The sequence below is a fragment of the Bradyrhizobium sp. BLXBL-03 genome (assembly GCF_051853015.1).
GTDB lineage: Bacteria > Pseudomonadota > Alphaproteobacteria > Rhizobiales > Xanthobacteraceae > Bradyrhizobium > Bradyrhizobium manausense.
In genome coordinates, this window is the sequence record NZ_CP182470.1 from 7,314,445 (window position 1) to 7,331,121 (window position 16,677).

A 16,677-nucleotide genomic window follows, 5' to 3' on the forward strand; every position below is an offset into this window, starting at 1 on the left:
TCAGGACAGAACCCATTCTTTGAATCGGCGCGATACTGCCTCTAGATTATCCGTCCAGTACGCGCCATCCAGAACCAAGCCGTTCGGACTGCCCAAATCAGGCACCCATTTGCGAGACTCAGCCGACATAATCGAAAATGCCTTCTTCGAATTAGGGCCAAGGAAAGCCGCATCGTAAAGCCGCGCCTGAGCCTCCGGACGCATGGAATAGGCGATAAGCTTCATCGCGCTCTCCCTGCTTGGCGCGCCCTTGGGGATTGCGAACACTTCAGTGCCGAGCAGATTTTGCTCAAACGAGAACGCCAAGGGCTTGCCGCCGCCCGGCTCATTCGTCGCTTTTACTCGATTAGCATACGTATAGCTGAAATCGACTTCACCTGTCTGCAGAAGGGAGATCGTTTGAGTAGTCGCAGTGATCCAGGAGGCAATGCTTGTCTTAATGCGATCGAGCACCTTGAATGCACGCTCGATGTCCAATGGGTAGATGTCTTTTGGCGGCACACCATCGGCGAGAAGCGCCGCTTCAAGCGTCTCGTTGGGTTGGTTACGGAAGGTGCGGCGCCCCGGGAATTTCTTGAGGTCGAAATATTCGGCAAAATTACCAGGATGCTTCCCTGCCCCATATTTCTCCGGATCCCATCCGATCCCGCAGGCATACGCATGTCTCGTGACAAGCTCGTCCGTCGGCGGAATCGCTAGATCATTAACGTCAAGCATCGTAAGATCCAGCTTGTCCCAAAAGCCCGCCTTGGATCCGAACGCGGCCACCGGCGCTGAGACGGAAAAAAGGTCCAACTGGACATTGCCGGTCAGCTGCTGGGCCTTCAACTTTGCGATGTCAGGAGTAGGGACGATCTCGACCTTAATTCCTGTTTCCTCGGTGAAGGGGTTGGTCACAGTCTTGACCAAGATTTCCTGAAAGCTTCCGCCATAAGCGGTGAGCGTCACCGAATCAGACTTGGCTGCGGCGCGCGGGACCCGGAGCACCATTGGCGCCGCGAGTACTCCGGCCGTTCCGGCCATGAAGCAGCGACGTGACACTCTAGGAACTATTTTGCTCATGGGCTGTTTCCCCGTCTTAATTAATGAATGATGACAGGTCCGCTTCCGGTGACACAAATACCAATTTCGGAAGGATCAATACCAGAGCGGAATTGACCGCTAGATATACGTGGCCCTCGGCTGCGAGCGAGCGGTGCAGATGTCCGCGCTTACTCGGCCGACGCTTTGATGCGACGCTTCTGGCGCACTATCGGAGGCGCCAGGTCCTATATGGCAGCCCGGCGGTTAGGGAGATCATCTCTCATATTGACCTCGACATGTTAGCCGAGGAGTTGATTTTTTTAGCCGAGGAGTTGATTTTTTGCTGCGGCGCCGCCCTGCCCGACACCTTCGACCGCGGGGCCAAGCCGAACTGCTACGCATTGCGCCAAAGCAAAATGGGCGCACCGGCGGGATCAGGACGGGAAGTTCGGATAAGGTGAAGAATGTGGTTTAAGAAGGTCGGCGGCAGCCGCAAACTGGCGAGTGAGCCGAGACTAAAAGTAATCGTCCCTCACCCTGTCGATGTCCTGAAGCAGTTCCGCCAGTGCTGGATTAACTCCGCTGATTGAGAAACGCAGAACTGGTCACAGTGGACGCGCTTACTATGCCCTTCTGGCTAACCTTCATCAGGGATGACAATCTGGTTCAATCCGACCCTTGGGTGCAGTTGGCTCCTCGAGTTCGGAACCAGAAGCCCATTACCGACGGAGAAGCCTAAGCCCCTCCGACGCCATCAGGTAGCCGGAACAGCCCAAGTGTCGTTTCTCGAGCGAGCTCGGAAAGCTTTGAGAGTTCCCCCTCATTTGCGTGTCGGGTGGCCACCAAGCCGCTTGCGCCAACGACAAGTGCTTCTTGTGCCATGGCAAAACTGTCAACCAACGCGAGTGCGCGAAACCCGTGAGCAACCGCTGTGCGCAACAAGTCGATTTCGGTCGTGATGCCGTATCCAAGGTCCTCGAGGCTTATGCGCATTTCTCCGTCGATTGCCGTGACGCTCGGGAAATTAATAATACCGGAACAGCCGGCGCTCTCGAGGGTCTTCAGGATGTCCACGTGACGTCGGAATGGATCGAGTGCAAGAATCCCCGCAAAGATTTGCCTGGGACTATGGATGCTATGCCTCAGTTCGGCGAGGAGACGGCCATTGGCGTCGTGGATTGGAAGCAACGCAACGCTTTCGAAAGAGATGCCCTTCAATCCCCGACAGGAAGGGCAGTAAATCGTAACGGATTCAGGCGTTTCGTCGGGGACGGTGGCCAGCTCGGTTGCGATGTTGACCGGTCGAAGAGTTGAAAGATGCTGCACTTCCTACCTGTGAGCTATTTACCCAACTCTACTCAATGAGGCGGTCCACGCCAATTGCTTTGTCGCTCAATTGCCACGTAGCCTTTTCTCAGGAAGAGGACTGCCCGATGCGGCAGCGGTTGGGAGAAAGGCGATGAAGACGGTCTATGTAGTCGGTACCTGCGATACCAAGGGCGTCGAACTGCGATATCTCCGGGACTGTATTCGAAATGCTGGCTGTCGCGTGGTTCTGGTCGACGCTTCGGTGTCTGAACTGCAAATCGACGCGCAAGATGTCGACGTTCAGTCGGCGGAGGTGGCGCGCTTCCATCCGGATCTGCCAAAGAGCGAGGAGCTCAAGGACCGCGGCAAGGCAGTTGCCACCATGTCGCAGGCGCTTGTTGAGTTCATCCGATCGCGACACGACGTGGACGGCATCATCGGCGCCGGCGGCTCCGGGGGAACGGCCTTGATCGCGCCAGCTATGCGCGCGCTCCCCATCGGGACCCCCAAGGTGCTCGTCTCGACCGTCGCCTCGGGGAATGTCGCGCCTTATGTGGGGCCGACCGACATCAGCATGATGTATTCGGTGACCGACGTGTCCGGCTTAAACCGAATTTCTCGAGTGGTCCTCGCGAACGCGGCCTACTCGATTGCCGGAATGGTACTCAACAAGGTGGATGCTGCCGGCGACGACAGGCCAGCAATTGGCCTGACGATGTTTGGTGTTACAACGCCCTGTGTTCAGGCGGTTGTCCGAACGCTGGAGAAAAGCTTCGACTGTCTGGTTTTTCACGCCACAGGAACTGGAGGGCAGTCGTTCGAGAAGCTCGCGGACTCTGGGCTTCTAGCAGGCGGAATCGACGTGACCACTACGGAAGTGTGTGACTACCTCGTGGGTGGAGTTTTCCCCTGCACAGCCGACCGTTTCGGTGCCTTCGCCCGAACCGGACTGCCGTATGTGGGCTCCTGTGGCGCACTTGACATGGTTAATTTCGGAGGGATGGAGACGGTCCCGAGCAAGTTTCGCGATCGCCGACTGCACGTCCACAATCCTCAGGTCACGCTGATGCGCACGACACCTGATGAGTGTAACAGGATTGGCGAATGGATCGGGGAACGACTTAACCTCTGTGACGGACCGGTGCGCTTTCTGATTCCAGAGTTAGGTATCTCAGCAATCGATGCTCCGGGCCAGCCCTTCCACGATGCCGAAGCCGATGGCGCCCTGTTCTCGGCGCTTGAGCGCACGCTACGTCGCACCGACAAGCGACAGTTGTCGCGCGTGCCTTTTCACATAAACGATCCGCAATTTGCGGAATTACTTGTCGCGAACTTTCAAGAGGTTCTTTCGTGAGCACTGCCAGTTGCATCAAACGTCCTACCCGCTCGGAGCTAATCGAACGTTTCCAAAAGATGATCCGCACCGGAATGCCGATCATAGGCGGGGGCGCCGGTACCGGCCTCTCTGCCAAGAGCGAAGAAGCCGGCGGTATTGATCTCATCGTCATATACAATTCGGGGCGCTATCGCATGGCGGGCCGCGGTTCGCTTGCCGGCCTCCTCGCGTACGGAAACGCCAATGAGATCGTTCTCGAAATGGCTCGTGAGGTCCTGCCCATTGTACGTCGCACCCCGGTTCTAGCCGGCGTCAACGGGACTGATCCGTTTGTTGTCATGTCAGGCTTCTTGCGCCAATTGAGGGAACTCGGGTTCGCCGGCGTGCAGAACTTTCCAACAGTCGGTCTGATCGATGGGCACTTCCGCCAAAACCTCGAAGAGACCGGAATGAGCTATGCGCAAGAAGTCGAAATGATTGCTAAAGCCAACAAGCTCGATCTGTTGACTACGCCATACGTGTTTAACCCGGAAGATGCGACAGCAATGGCAAAAGCGGGAGCCGATATCCTCGTGTGTCATATGGGACTGACCACGGGTGGTGCAATTGGCGCTCGTTCAGGCAAGTCGTTGCAGGATTGCGCGGTCCTGATTGATCAGTGCACCGCGGCAGCTCGAAAGGTTCGCGACGATATCATCATACTTTGCCATGGTGGCCCGATTGCAAATCCGGAAGATGCCCGCTTCATTCTCGATGTCTGCCCCCGCTGTCACGGGTTCTATGGAGCAAGCAGCATGGAACGGCTGCCCACCGAGGACGCCATCAAATCTCAATCGCTCGCCTTTAAGGCGATCCGTCGCCAAACAGCATAATCGCAGAATGTAGGGAACATTATGTCTATCTTCAAAAGTGGTGAACAGCCGCCGTCCTGGTGCGAACTCATGGGGTTCGAGTTTGTCGAACTCACTGAGCAACCCCGTACAATACCGGTCGTTGCCAAAAAGCAGCGTCTACTTGTCACGCGCGGATCGTGCCAATTGTCGAGCGCGAAGGGAACGCAAGTGCTCGCTGAAGGTCAGTTTTGGGACATGGATGAAGCCAACGGCCCCTTTATTGCTGACCCCGGCCACCGCCCCGCGCAGATTCTCATTCTTTCGGGCAGGTGGGGCAGCGAGCTAGGGGGATGCGGCGTTTTCAGGCTCACTCCGAGTACCCCAATTGCGGTAAAGGGGGACCCGGTTAGCTATCCCAAGTCGACCAACTTCGACTCGCATTATCACGACTGTGACGAATATTGGGTTATCATCGAGGGTGCGGGCACCGTTGTTGTCGGATCGCGCAGCTTCGAAGTCGAGGGCGGGGATTGTGTTGCCATCGGGATGGGGCACCACCACGATCTTCCTCAGGTTCGGTCCGATATTAAGGCCGCATATTTCGAGACCACTCTCGAAGGCAAGAAGCGGTTTGGACACCTTTGGGAATATAAGCACGGACCTGCTGACGTTCGCGCGGAGCGCGTGTAGGTCCACTCTATTAAGAGGAAAGATTCATGACCCATCAGGTCCTGCACATTGGCGCCGGCGGCTTTGGAGAGCGCTGGTGCAATACATTCCTGCCGTCAAACGTGACGGACGGGACGATCGAGGTAGTCGGACTGGTGGATATTGAGGCCAAAGCGCTTGAAATGGGCCGGAGGCACCTTGGTCTGAAAACGGAGCAGTGTTTCACCTCGGCACGAGAGGCTTTCGAAGCAGTGGATGCTGACTTTTGTACCATCGTGATCCCGCCTGCTCTGCACGAATCCATTGTCGATCTAGCGCTTGCTCGAGGCATGCATATTCTGTCGGAGAAGCCGATCGCCGACACGATGGAGGCTTCCGTCCGGATCGCTGATAAAGCGAAAGCGGCCGGTCGCAAGATGGGCGTAACGATGAGCCATCGGTTCGATCAGGATAAATCGACACTGAGAGGGCTCGTCAGTGGAGAGGCTCTTGGCCCAGTCAATACGGTGTCATGTCGGTTCGCCGGGGACTACCGGGTTTATGATTCGTGGAGGCGCTTTCGCCATGAAATGGCTTCTCCCATGCTGATCGAGGGTGCGGTACATCACCTCGATATCATGGCCGATCTGGCGGGGGCACCCTGCACGTCTATTTTTGCCCGTAGCTGGAAACCCAAATGGGCGGAATACAAGGGCGATACCGACGTCATAGTATTGATGGATTTCGCCAATGGCGCGCATGGAGTCTACGAAGGATCGGCAACACAATCGACGGGACTGAACGAATGGACGTTTGAATATTTTCGGGTAGAAGCGGCATCCGGTGCGGCTATTCTTGACCATCGCGAGATCGAGGTATTCCATCGGGATCCGAAGCGAATTCACCAAAGAAGCCGGCACGGGAAAGGCCAGCAGGTGACGCTGCTCGGTGGAAAAAAGTGGCAGAATTCACTTTTAATCGAGCAATTCTGCCACTGGCTCGACGGCGGTCCGCCGATGGCTACTAACGTCGAGGACAATCTCCAGTCTGTGGCGATGGTGTTCTCCGCCATTGAAAGTGCACGGCTCGGACAACCTGTCAAAGTACAAGAATTTCTCCGATCCTTTCGGTAAAGGCACTCCAATTTCAATAAAGTCAGGCGTAAGATTGGTCTAATGGCTGATCTGATCTTGCATCCAGGGCAACCACCTCCCGAGACCTCGGCGCCCCTACGCGCGAGGTCAGAGATCGTTGCGACCCTTAAAGCCACGCTCAGCAAGCCAAACGCTACTCTGGTGGGCGCAGCTATCGGTACCGGGTTGGCCGTTCAGGCGGCCTCGCGCGGGGGTGCAGACTTTATCCTTGCGCTGAACGCTGGTCGTTTGCGTAGCATGGGCGCCCCCTCGATCTTTTCCCTGCTCGCTTTGCGCCACAGCAACGACTTCGTGATGGATTTCGCGCAGTCAGAAATTCTGCCGTTCGCCAAGGTCCCGGTCTTCTTTGGGGCCTGTGTTTTCGACCCCCGGCGTTCGCTAGAAGCTGAATTGGAGCGAATTGCCGATGCGGGCTTTGGAGGCGTCGTAAACTTCCCCACCTCCGTCTTCCTAGATGGTCGTTTTCGGGCCGACATCGAGAACGCTGGGCTGGGCTTCCAGCGTGAGCTTGAGATGCTCCGTGCCGTTCAGAAAAGAGACATGGCAACTCTTGCCTATGTTCGAACAACATCAGAGGCCAAACAGGCTGCGCGGGCTGGCGTGGACATAATCAACCTCAATCTCGGATGGAACGTCGGAGGTACTGTGGGCAGCCGCACCGGCCTCAGCCTCACGCAAGCGGCTGAGTATGCCAAGATAGTCTTTCGTCAGATAAGGGACATTTCGGCGAATGCGCTCTGCGTCTTGGAAGGTGGCCCGATCGTTAGTCCCGAACAAATGTACGAGGTTTCGGCAGTTTCCAAGGCGGACGGTTACATAGGCGGCTCTACGATCGACCGAGTGCCTCTCGAGACCTCCATGGAGGAGGTTACATCGGCATTCAAATCAGTAGGCATATTGCAGAGGCGGATCGATGAGCTGGAGCGCCAGCTCGAGTATGTGCAGCGCGAATACTCGATCGTGGGACGATCACCGTCGATCCAGCAGATCAAGCAGCGAATCGACAAACTTGCGGCCTCTTCGCTGCCGCTTTTGATCACAGGGGAAACTGGAACCGGCAAGAAGCTGCTGGCCCGAGGCATTCATGAGGCGGCGAACCGCTCGACGAGCAAGTTAGTCAGTGAAAGCTCCGCAGATCCCAGTGGAGTTTCGCTGTTCGGCTTCGCCCCCTACGACGGCGGCAAAAAGGTGCTCGGGCTGCTACAGTACTATCCCAAAGGGACGCTGCTGATCGAGAATGTCCAACGCCTCTGCGTAGATGCCCAGGAACGGCTGCTAGAGGTCATCGAATCAGGTGTTTATCGGCGGTTGGGGGATAACGAGAAGGGCAGCTTCGAGGGGCGGCTAATCTTGACCGCGACGCGACCTCTGTCCCAATTGAGCAACGCCAGGCTACTGACGGCCTCGCTAGAGTCGCGTTTGGCCCCTGGCCACATTTTTCTTCCTAACCTGCGCGACCGGCTCGAAGACCTGCCACTTCTCGCAGATCACTTCCTCGAAGGGCTCCGAAAGGGTCGTAGCGGTCGAAAGTTAACAGTTGACCACGCAGCATATCGCATTCTCATCACATACGATTGGCCCGGCAATATCCGAGAGTTGCGCTCTGCGCTGGAGACCGCTGCCATGAATTGCGAAGGCGACTGGATCAAAGCAGAGCATCTGCCTCCCCTGGGTCGCTTGACCGCGCCGAAGCCCCACCCGGAAGACGAACGGGAATGGATCCTCGACGCCTTGCAGCGTCATCGCTTCCGTCGCGGGGAAACTGCGCGCTATCTTGGCATATCTCGCAAAACCCTCTACAATAAAATGCGAGGTTACGCGCTTCTCCCATTGCAGCCGGGTACAAACCTGTAAGCTTGAGCGATCAAACTTCTCCAGACGGGCTATCGGCTGAATTCTAGGTTGTTGAGTCCCAAATCGATTCTAACATGAACTCATCCTGATTTTGCTTCGCGCTTTCAGCCGGGCAGCCTCCTCGAGATCCGATTGAGCGAAGTAATTCAGATGTTCGCGCATCCAATCCTCATCGACCGTCCGGTCCTGGTGACATCCAAAGGGTCCTTTCCGTCACCGAAAAATGCAATCCTTACGATACTACGCGCGCCAAGTCTGTTGGTCGTGAAATGGACCCGCGGAGTGGGACCGCTTGAACCGGTTTGTTAGTTGGAAACTGACCGCTCCTGATCCCTTTCTATCACGCTGCCAGAGACTCTGTCTGCTGCAGTTGCTGTGGGCATGTGGTCAACGCGTCAGCGTTGTCCACCATGTCCACAGCCTTCGCGGCCTGCATCCGTTCTCGCCAGACCGCCATCGGCGTGCGATAGCCGTGCGCCTGATGAAGGCGGCGATCGTTGTAGAAGGCGATCCAGCTCGCGATCCCTGCCTTGGCCTCGCGGCCGTCGGCATAGCCCTTGAGATAGATATCCTCATGCTTGAGCGACCGCCACAGTCGCTCGATGAAGACGTTGTCCATCCAACGACCGCGGCCATCCATGGAGATCTTGATCTTTGCGCCCGCCAACGCGCCGGTGAAGGCCGCACTGGTGAACTGGCTGCCCTGGTCGGTGTTGAAAATCTCCGGCGTGCCGTACTTCGCCAGCGCCTCGTCCAGAGCCGCCACGCAGAACGAGACGTCCATCGTGTTCGACAACCGCCACGCCAGAACCGCACGGCTCGCCCAGTCGATGATGGCGACGAGATAAAGAAAGCCGCGGCCGATGGGCAGATACGTGATGTCGGCCGCCCATACCTGGTTTGGCCGGTCGATCGTCATGTTGCGCAACAGGTAGGGATAGATCTTGTGGCCCGGCGCCGGCCTCGTCGTGTTCGGCCTTGGTCCCAGCGCCGCGATGCCCATCTTGCGCATCAACCGCTGCACGCGCTTGCGATTTACGGGAAGCCCCTCAGCCTTCAGCATCGCGGTCATTCGCCGCGAGCCCAGGAACGGCCAGGCGGTGAACAACTCGTCGAGGCGCCGCATCAGGGCAAGGTCGTTGTCGTTGGCTGGCCGTGGCGGCCGGTATACCCCAGAGCGCGATGCCAAGCAACATGCATTGCCGGCGGATCGACAGCGCCATGTCGGCGCGATCGAGCATTCCTCGACGGTCCGGCGTGCTCATCTTCCGGACCTCCGCGCTAAAAAATCGCGCTCGACTGTCAGTTGTCCAATCTTGGCGTGCAGCTTCTCGATCTCGCGTTCGCGAGCGTCCTCGCTCTCCCGCCCGACACCCGCGTCAAAGGCCCGGGCCGCCTGGTCCAGCAGTTGCTTCTTCCAGGCATAGATCTGGTTCGGGTGAACCTCATAGCGCTGGGCCAGATCGGCCACCGTCGCCTGCTCCCGCACGGCTTCCAGAGCGATCTTTGCCTTCAGTGCCGCGTCGATCTTGCGTCTCGTCTTCGTCGTCATCATGCGCTCCGTCTATCAAACAGAGCAGCCCCTTCCAACTAAGCACGTGGTCCCAAAATCGGGGTCCATTTCAGTGGTTGAAAGCATCGGCATCGAGGGCCAGCAGCGGGCGGATCCAATTGCGCGGACGGCGACGATCGCGGCGACGTAGCTGCGATGCGGGTAGCGGCAGAATGCCGATCGACGCGATCCTGGACCCAATCGCTCGATTTGCCGTCACCGCTCGTACAAGCAGAGAATCCGCGGCCGACTGCGGATGCTTCTACTCCTAGCCAGCCGGGGGATTTCTTCGTTGCAGCCCGCTCAGCAGCGCGGAACTAGTCATCTGGAACGCAAATTCGTCGCATTAGTTGATTGCTCGAATCTCTAGAGAGGAGAGCGCTTGTGGCGAATGCAGGTGTAAGAGGCCGGCCGATTGCGCCGTTGGTGCTGAGTCCGCAGGAGCGGGCGTACTTGGAGTTCGTCGTCATCGTGTAGCCCGATCGCTATCTGAGCGGTGCCGCGCGATCCTGCGGTGTGCAGATGGTCTGCCAAGCAAGTCTGTGGCTGCCGAACTTGGCATCCATGAACACACCGTTGGCAAGTGGCGCCGCCGATTCTTGAAGGATCGCTGTGATGGCCTGCTTGACGAAGCCCGCCCTGGCCGCCCTCGAACCATCGACGACGATCAGATTGCTGAGGTAATCGAGCGGACATTGCGTACGACGCCGCCCGACGCGACGCACTGGTCGATCCGCTCGATGGCTGCGGAAACTGGCTTTTCTCACACCACGATCCGCCGAATGTGGACGGCGTTCGGCTTGCAGCCGCACCGCAGCCAGACATTTAAACTGTCGAGCGATCCGCTATTCGTCGATAAGGTGCGCGATTTTGTTGGGCTTTACCTGTCCCCACCGAACCGAGCCGTTGTCCTCAGTGTCGATGAGAAAAGCCAGATCCAGGCACTCGATCGCGAGCAGCCGGTCTTGCCGATGATGCCTGGGGTGCCGGAACGTCGCACGCACAGCTATGTGCGGCATGGTACGACCACGCTGTTTGCCGCGCTCGATGTCGCTTCCGGCTTTATCATTGGCAAATGCTACAAGCGCCATCGGGCGGTCGAGTTCTTGAAGTTCCTCAAAGAGATCGACGCTCAAATCCCTGAGGGGCTCGCTGTCCATATCGTCATGGACAACTACGCCACCCACAAGACACCCAAGATCAAAGCGTGGCTCGCTCGCCGGCCGCACTATCATGTCCACTTCACGCCGACTTCCGCGTCATGAATCAATCAGATCGAGCGCTGGTTCGCTGAGCTCACCAGAAAGCAGATCCAGCGAGGTGTTCACACCTCCGTCAGGCAGCTCGAGGCCGACATCCGTACCTTCATCGAACTGCACAACAACAACCCGAAGCCCTTCAAATGGACCAAGTCCGCAGACCAGATCTTGGCTTCCGTCAAACGCTTCTGCCACAAAGCCCAGCAGACTTTATGTGGCGAACTTTAGATTCACGTGACTAGATCCTAAACCAGTAAAGATTTTATGTTGACTGCCGGGTCCGCGAGCACCTCAGGCTTGGGCGCAAGCCGTCGGCCGATCATCATCTCTGCGAAACGTATTTCCTTCGCAATCGCGCCCAAGCTGCCGAAGCCGCATGCCGCGACGAGCCGTCCGTAGGGCGCGAGGTAAAACAAGATCTGACCCTTCGCGCCGAGGTTTCTTGCTACTGGGACGTCTTCTTCACGACTGAGACCGGCGATTTGGAGCGTCTGGTCGTATTGATCCGACCAGAACCACGGCACGTCTTCGAAGGGGCGGTTCGCGCCCAACATGTTGGCTGCAGCGGCCGCGCCCTGTCGCTGCGCGTTGCGCCATGCCTCCAGCCTGATCCGCTCGCCATAGAGGCGATGCGGGAACGAGCAGCAGTCGCCCGCCGCGAAGATGTGCGGATCCGAGCTAGCCAGCGTCTCGTCCAACACGATGCCGTTGTCGACAGCCAATCCCGCCGCCTGCGCGAGTTCGACGTTCGGCACGACGCCGACCCCAACGAGCACTAGATCAGCAAGATGCGTACGGCCGTCCGCTAGCACGACCTTGGAGCGTCCTTCCTTCGCGTCGATATGCTCGACCGTGGCGCCGGTCTCGATGCGCACACCGGAACGCTCGTGCTTGGCTTTGACGAGTTCGGCAATGGGCGCCGAAACTGCCCGCGTCAGCAGCCGGGGGCCGGCCTCGATCACGGTCACCGAGGCGCCTCTCGACACCGCGCTCGCGGCAACTTCGAGCCCGATGAAGCCGCCACCGATGACAACCAGCTCGCACCCTGGACTAATGAACTGGCGGATAGCCAACGCGTCGGCATACGTACGCAGCGTCGCTATCCTGCTTCCTACGGCGGCCGGAATGCTCAATTTTCGGGGCCGGGCGCCGGTGGCCAGCAGCAGTCGTTGGTAAGCCAGCTGTGCGCCGTCCGAGAATGCTACCGTGTGTGCTGCGCGATCAATCGATTCAACGTTTCGCCCTTCGAGATAGTCGATTCCCAACTTCTTAAGGCGCTCCGGCGTGGCAAGCAGCTTAGGCCCAGGCAACGTCTCCTCGCTCAGGACCGCCTTGGACAAGGGCGGCCGCTCATATGGCAGCATGGCTTCATTGCCGATCAGAACGACTGAGCCCGTCCAGCCACCGTCGCGCAAGGCGATCGCGGCAGCGGTGCCGGCCTCGCCCGCTCCGACGACCACCATCGCCGGTTTCTCCCTCAAGCGACCGAACCACGTTCAGGAGAAGGTTGCGCGTCGACTGCTGTGCTCTCGAATAGGTCGCGCACTAAAGACTTGATCAACAGAGCCTCCTCCCAGCGGTCGGTAGTGTCGTTGTCCTCGCGATCTGTAATGGCATAAGGCCTCGGACCAAGTTCGCATACGAAAGGAAGAAGCGCATCCGCACCTGCGCGCTTTCGCCAGCTTCTGAAGCCGTATTCCCACCAGCGTAGGAACAGGTCGAGCCAAATCTTATGCTGCGGGAACTTTATTTCAATCTGTATCTGTTCGCGGGAAGCGACACGGCCGTGAAATGCCCATGTGCGGTCCAGGACTTGCCGAACCAGCGCTTCGTCCTCATCAGAGATCGGATACCAGAATTCACGGCCTACCAGGACGTGCGAGAGGTCCGCCAGCATGCGCATCTCAGGGACCTGATCAATGAGATCGAGTGTAAACAAGAGGTCTGTCGTCATCCTGTTGCGATGCGTCTCAAAATAGATCGGCAAGCCGGCTTGCTGTGCCACCCTGATCCAGCCTTCTAGCAGCGGGATGCAGTCCGCGACGCGGCGCGGGCGAACGTCTGCCTGGACATTGAGATGCAAGGCACCTAGTTGCCCGCCGAGGTCAATCGCGGCTTTCAGGTCATCGATTGTCTGCGGGAAGCACATAGCCTCCACCGCTAGTCCGGTGCCAGCCAGGGCACGCGCAGTCAGGGCGACACTTGCGGGATCGGTACAGGACATGCTTATGCCGTCGAACCCCGCTTCCTTGATCGCGGTCAGGTTATGCTCGACAGACCGCTCGATCCCGTCGGGATGGCGCCGCTCCATCGCCCAGAGTGACTGCAGGATAATCAAGCCCTGCTTTGACATGCTATCTCCTGACGCTGGCCCGGCTCAAATTTTGATGAAGACGATGTCGCCTTCGATCTTGACCTCGTAGCGGCGCAGGTCGATGCATGCGGGCGGCGTGCGTGCCTCACCCGTCCGATAATCGAAGCTTCCGAAGTGTTTAGGGCACTCGATAATATGGCCATCGACAATGCCGTCCGCGAGATGGACTTTCTCGTGGGAGCAGTGGCCGTCGATCGCGTAGTACTCGCCCTCGGGCGAGCGAGCAATCACAAACGTGCGCTCTTGATGGTCAAAGCGGAGCGCCTCTTCGGGCTCCAATGCATCGGCAGCGCAAGCTGCCACCCACTCCCCTGCAGCCGTCAATGTGGTGTCCTCTGATTCTGGCTGACGGTAGCGGCAGCGTCCAGGGTGAGGCTCAGAAAGGCCAAGGTCCAACCAGCGGGTGTGGGTTGGGGCGCGTCGTCCAGCTTCCTGACCATCAATGCAACCCGCCGCGCACGTATTTCTTGGCTTTGATCCGTTTGTACATCGCCTGGTCAGCTTCGGGCGAACCGTCATGCGCCGAGCCGAACCACTCGTCCAGCGGGATCACCAGATTATTGCCGTAGTTCACCTCAAAATACTTGTGGTGCAGGTAATGAAAATAGTCTCCGCTGCGGATGGACTTCTCATCTCCGGTGACAAAACGCTCGAAGCCGGAATGGGACTGCGCTGGCGTCAGCGCAGTATGCATGAGCTGAAACATTGCGTGCATCGGGTGCGACGGAACGACGAAGTGGATGAGCACGCCGGAGAAGTAAACGATGTGTTCATACGTGTGCATCGACAGGCCAGACCAGGGACCCGGATTGACGTTGTTGTGATGCACCTTGTGGATAATGTGGTACAGCGGTCCCATATGAATCAAGCGATGGATCGCATAGAAGTGCAAAGCACGCCAAATCGGCACTAGCACCATCAGTGCGATGAAATAGAGTGGCTGTTCGCGGAAATGGACGCAGGGGATGTAGTCGTTGGCGAACATCCACCAAGTAAACACCTCATACGCCGTCCACACCGGCACACCGCTGCACATCGTCCAGAACACATTCTCCGCGGTTTGGCTTCCGAACAGGAACGTCGAATTGTCGGTGTCTGGCCACTTGGCATTATATTTAAAGTCAGTCTGCTGGCGACGCTGGATGTAAAGCACGGTATGCAAGCCGCCATAGACGACGAGCGCCAGCGCAGTATTGCGCAGCAGAACGAGCGAAACCCAACCAACGCCGAAATCCCGCATCGTTTCCAGCGAAGGCGTCAGGTACAGCCAGGCGATAAGCGAGATCGCAAAATAGAGCGCGTTCCAGGGCCACAGATATCCCGGAAAACCGAACAGCCAAATCAAAAATTTCTTTGGCTGGACCGGCCAGACGAAGACCGGCGCCCGCGTCGGCCGCATGTGGGGCTGCCAGTTTCCTCGTTTATCACGTGTACCATATAGGGTCTCGTCCACGTCTCTCTCCATTGTGTCTCAGCAGCCCGGATAAGCGCGCTGGGGGCAGGGATTCGGATTGGCCAGGGGTACGTACAGCCCGCCCTGCGTAGTAGGGGCGAGACACGATGCCTTGCGGCTGGCTTCTTGATGCTGAGACCGACCGTTCATATAGTCAAATTGGCTGGCCAGCAGTTCGGCGATCATGCTCATCCTGGTGCGTGAGCTCCAGCGCAAGTGCTGGCGGCCGCAAGGCAAGTAAGGCGCCTCCCCTACGCTGCCATGTCCGCTGGCCGGACAACCCCGACAATATGAACATAGGCCTCCGCTCGAATGTTACGAATCATGAGTATCTCTGAGCCTTGAGTGGGATGCTGACTCGAAGCGGCCACAGGTCCGTCCCAGGGCCACGAACCAATCAGGTCAGGACCCATTCTTTGAACCGGCGAGATACCACCTCCAGATTTTCTGTCCAATACGCGCCGTCCTGAACGAGGTGATTGGGATTTCTGAAATCAGGCAGCCATTTGCGTGCCTCGGCCGACAACATCGAAAATCCCTTCTTAGAATTTGGGGTGAAGGATGCCGCCTCGCATAGCCGCGCCTGAACTTCCGGGCGCATGAAGTAAGCGACGAGCTTCATCGCGTGCTCCTTGTTCGGTGCACCCTTCGGAATCGCGTTTACGTTGGTACCGAACAGGTTCTGCTCAAGTGACAAGGCCAAAGGTTTTCCGCCGCCCGGCTCATTCGTCGCTTTGACGCGATTGGCGTAGGTATAGCTGAAATCGACTTCGCCAGTCTGCAGAAGGGAGATTGTTTGAGTACTCGTATTGAGCCAGGAGGCGATACTTGGTTTGATCCGATCGAGCACCTTGAATGCGCGATCGATATCCAGGGGATAGATCTCCTTTGGCGGCACGCCATCGGCGAGAAGCGCAATTTCAAGCGTCTCGTTGGGTTGGTTGCGTAGGGTGCGGCGTCCGGGAAACTTCTTCAGGTCGAAATATTCGGCAAAATTCGTCGGATGCTTTCCTGCCCCGTATTTCGCCGGATCCCATCCTACGCCGCCCGCATAGGAGTTCAACGTGATGCTATCACTCGCCGGTGGAATCGGCATATCATCGACATCAACCATCGAAAGATCCAGTTTCTCCCAAAAACCCTCCTTGGATCCGAACGCCGCCCCCACAGCTGAGGTGACAAACACGTCCATTTCGACATTGCCGATGAGTTGCTGAGCCTTCAATTTCGCGAGGTCAGGAGTAGGAATGAGGTTGACCTTGATTCCTGTTTCCTCGGTGAAGGGATTGGTCACAGTCTTGACCAGGATCTCTTGAATGCTCCCGCCATACGCAGTGACCGTCACGGAGTTCTCCTTGGCCGCGGCGCGCGAGGCCCTGATTACCATTGGCGCCGCAAGGACGCCGGCTGCCGCGGCCATGAAGGAGCGACGTGACGCTCTTGAAACTGTTTTGCTCATGGACTGTTTCCTCGTTTTATTGATCAATGATGGCAGGTCCGCTTCCGCTGCCACAAATACCAATTTCGGACTGATCAATATCAGTTTGGAATTGATGTGGGTTTGCGCGCCAATCCCTTAAGAAGGATCTCGGGCCGACGCCTCGGTGCCGAGCGCGTTCTCGCGCCGAATTCCTCGTGATTGGTACCGCGTTGGAAGTCCATGGGCCTGCTTCGGAGCGGTCTGACGCTCCCGCGTTGCCTTCCGCGTGAGCGCGCCCGCGCCGATTTCGGGCGTCGGCGTTCTACGAACTTCATGCACCAAGCCCGGCTGCGCCAGAATCAATGCTTCCTCTAGCGCGTCCTCCAAACGGGTGCAGTGGACATTGCAGTTGATATCGACGCTGCCGCTCAGGCTTGGGATTGCGCGCCGCCCAGCGATGATC

13 protein-coding genes and 2 pseudogenes are annotated in these 16,677 nt (G+C 57.8%); 6 read left to right on the plus strand and 9 right to left on the minus strand.

Going from position 1 to position 16,677, the window contains the following annotated elements:
- Both ACNJX9_RS34785 and ACNJX9_RS34790 read right to left on the minus strand, forming a co-directional pair.
- Positions 1–1,062: an ABC transporter substrate-binding protein gene (locus ACNJX9_RS34785; protein WP_439406560.1), complete on the minus strand. Its 1,062-nt coding sequence runs from the start codon at positions 1,060–1,062 to the stop codon at positions 1–3.
- A gap of 696 nt (positions 1,063–1,758) precedes the next feature.
- A complete protein-coding gene (locus ACNJX9_RS34790; RefSeq protein ID WP_439406561.1) occupies positions 1,759–2,349 on the minus strand; it encodes a phosphoenolpyruvate hydrolase family protein in 591 nt (196 codons plus the stop codon).
- A 133-nt stretch (positions 2,350–2,482) separates the two neighbouring features.
- On the opposite strand from ACNJX9_RS34790, the gene ACNJX9_RS34795 reads away from it, so the two are divergent.
- From ACNJX9_RS34795 to ACNJX9_RS34815, 5 genes are read left to right on the plus strand one after another with little or no spacing between them, the layout of a single operon-like run.
- Positions 2,483–3,685, plus strand: coding sequence for a Tm-1-like ATP-binding domain-containing protein (locus ACNJX9_RS34795; RefSeq protein WP_439406562.1), 1,203 nt, complete (start codon positions 2,483–2,485; stop codon positions 3,683–3,685).
- Positions 3,682–4,539, plus strand: a complete 858-nt coding sequence (locus ACNJX9_RS34800; RefSeq protein WP_439406564.1) for a phosphoenolpyruvate hydrolase family protein — start codon at positions 3,682–3,684, stop codon at positions 4,537–4,539. The genes ACNJX9_RS34795 and ACNJX9_RS34800 overlap by 4 nt, the downstream gene beginning before the upstream one ends.
- Before the next feature lie 21 nt (positions 4,540–4,560).
- The gene (locus tag ACNJX9_RS34805; protein ID WP_439406565.1) at positions 4,561–5,190 is read left to right on the plus strand and encodes a cupin domain-containing protein; all 630 of its coding nucleotides are present in this window, start codon (positions 4,561–4,563) and stop codon (positions 5,188–5,190) included.
- A 26-nt stretch (positions 5,191–5,216) separates the two neighbouring features.
- The gene (locus ACNJX9_RS34810; protein ID WP_439406567.1) at positions 5,217–6,281 is read left to right on the plus strand and encodes a Gfo/Idh/MocA family protein; all 1,065 of its coding nucleotides are present in this window, start codon (positions 5,217–5,219) and stop codon (positions 6,279–6,281) included.
- 42 nt (positions 6,282–6,323) lie between these two features.
- Positions 6,324–8,156, plus strand: a complete 1,833-nt coding sequence (locus ACNJX9_RS34815) for a phosphoenolpyruvate hydrolase family protein (RefSeq protein WP_439406568.1) — start codon at positions 6,324–6,326, stop codon at positions 8,154–8,156.
- A 340-nt stretch (positions 8,157–8,496) separates the two neighbouring features.
- On the opposite strand, the pseudogene ACNJX9_RS34820 reads toward ACNJX9_RS34815, so the two are convergent.
- Positions 8,497–9,708: pseudogene (locus ACNJX9_RS34820) on the minus strand (IS3 family transposase).
- Between the two features lie 384 nt (positions 9,709–10,092).
- Here ACNJX9_RS34820 and ACNJX9_RS34825 point away from each other — a divergent pair.
- Positions 10,093–11,195, plus strand: a pseudogene (locus ACNJX9_RS34825) (IS630 family transposase).
- Between the two features lie 17 nt (positions 11,196–11,212).
- Here ACNJX9_RS34825 and ACNJX9_RS34830 read toward each other — a convergent pair.
- From ACNJX9_RS34830 to ACNJX9_RS34855, 6 genes are all read right to left on the minus strand, one after another.
- Complete coding sequence (locus ACNJX9_RS34830; RefSeq protein WP_439406569.1) at positions 11,213–12,430, minus strand: NAD(P)/FAD-dependent oxidoreductase; 1,218 nt, start codon at positions 12,428–12,430, stop codon at positions 11,213–11,215.
- Positions 12,431–12,444: 14 nt separating this feature from the next.
- The gene (locus tag ACNJX9_RS34835) at positions 12,445–13,320 is read right to left on the minus strand and encodes a sugar phosphate isomerase/epimerase family protein (protein WP_439406571.1); all 876 of its coding nucleotides are present in this window, start codon (positions 13,318–13,320) and stop codon (positions 12,445–12,447) included.
- Between the two features lie 24 nt (positions 13,321–13,344).
- A complete protein-coding gene (locus ACNJX9_RS34840) occupies positions 13,345–13,665 on the minus strand; it encodes a Rieske 2Fe-2S domain-containing protein (protein ID WP_439406572.1) in 321 nt (106 codons plus the stop codon).
- A gap of 115 nt (positions 13,666–13,780) precedes the next feature.
- Positions 13,781–14,794 (minus strand): sterol desaturase family protein, encoded by a 1,014-nt coding sequence (locus tag ACNJX9_RS34845; protein WP_439406573.1) that lies wholly within the window; start codon positions 14,792–14,794, stop codon positions 13,781–13,783.
- 18 nt (positions 14,795–14,812) lie between these two features.
- Positions 14,813–14,986 (minus strand): hypothetical protein, encoded by a 174-nt coding sequence (locus ACNJX9_RS34850; protein ID WP_439406575.1) that lies wholly within the window; start codon positions 14,984–14,986, stop codon positions 14,813–14,815.
- Between the two features lie 205 nt (positions 14,987–15,191).
- Positions 15,192–16,253 carry a polyamine ABC transporter substrate-binding protein gene (locus ACNJX9_RS34855; RefSeq protein ID WP_439406577.1) on the minus strand — a complete coding sequence of 354 codons (1,062 nt, stop codon included), beginning with the start codon at positions 16,251–16,253 and terminating at the stop codon, positions 15,192–15,194.
- Between the last annotated feature and the right edge of the window lie 424 nt (positions 16,254–16,677).

Excerpts from the sequence above, each read along its gene's own strand:
- ACNJX9_RS34815 (WP_439406568.1), top strand. The coding sequence starts at position 6,324 with ATGGCTGATCTGATCTTGCATCCAGGGCAACCACCTCCCGAGACCTCG.
- ACNJX9_RS34835 (WP_439406571.1), bottom strand. The coding sequence starts at position 13,320 with ATGTCAAAGCAGGGCTTGATTATCCTGCAGTCACTCTGGGCGATGGAG.
- ACNJX9_RS34795 (WP_439406562.1), top strand. The coding sequence starts at position 2,483 with ATGAAGACGGTCTATGTAGTCGGTACCTGCGATACCAAGGGCGTCGAA.
- ACNJX9_RS34785 (WP_439406560.1), bottom strand. The coding sequence starts at position 1,062 with ATGAGCAAAATAGTTCCTAGAGTGTCACGTCGCTGCTTCATGGCCGGA.
- ACNJX9_RS34810 (WP_439406567.1), top strand. The coding sequence starts at position 5,217 with ATGACCCATCAGGTCCTGCACATTGGCGCCGGCGGCTTTGGAGAGCGC.
- ACNJX9_RS34850 (WP_439406575.1), bottom strand. The coding sequence starts at position 14,986 with ATGAGCATGATCGCCGAACTGCTGGCCAGCCAATTTGACTATATGAAC.
- ACNJX9_RS34855 (WP_439406577.1), bottom strand. The coding sequence starts at position 16,253 with ATGAGCAAAACAGTTTCAAGAGCGTCACGTCGCTCCTTCATGGCCGCG.
- ACNJX9_RS34830 (WP_439406569.1), bottom strand. The coding sequence starts at position 12,430 with ATGGTGGTCGTCGGAGCGGGCGAGGCCGGCACCGCTGCCGCGATCGCC.
- ACNJX9_RS34805 (WP_439406565.1), top strand. The coding sequence starts at position 4,561 with ATGTCTATCTTCAAAAGTGGTGAACAGCCGCCGTCCTGGTGCGAACTC.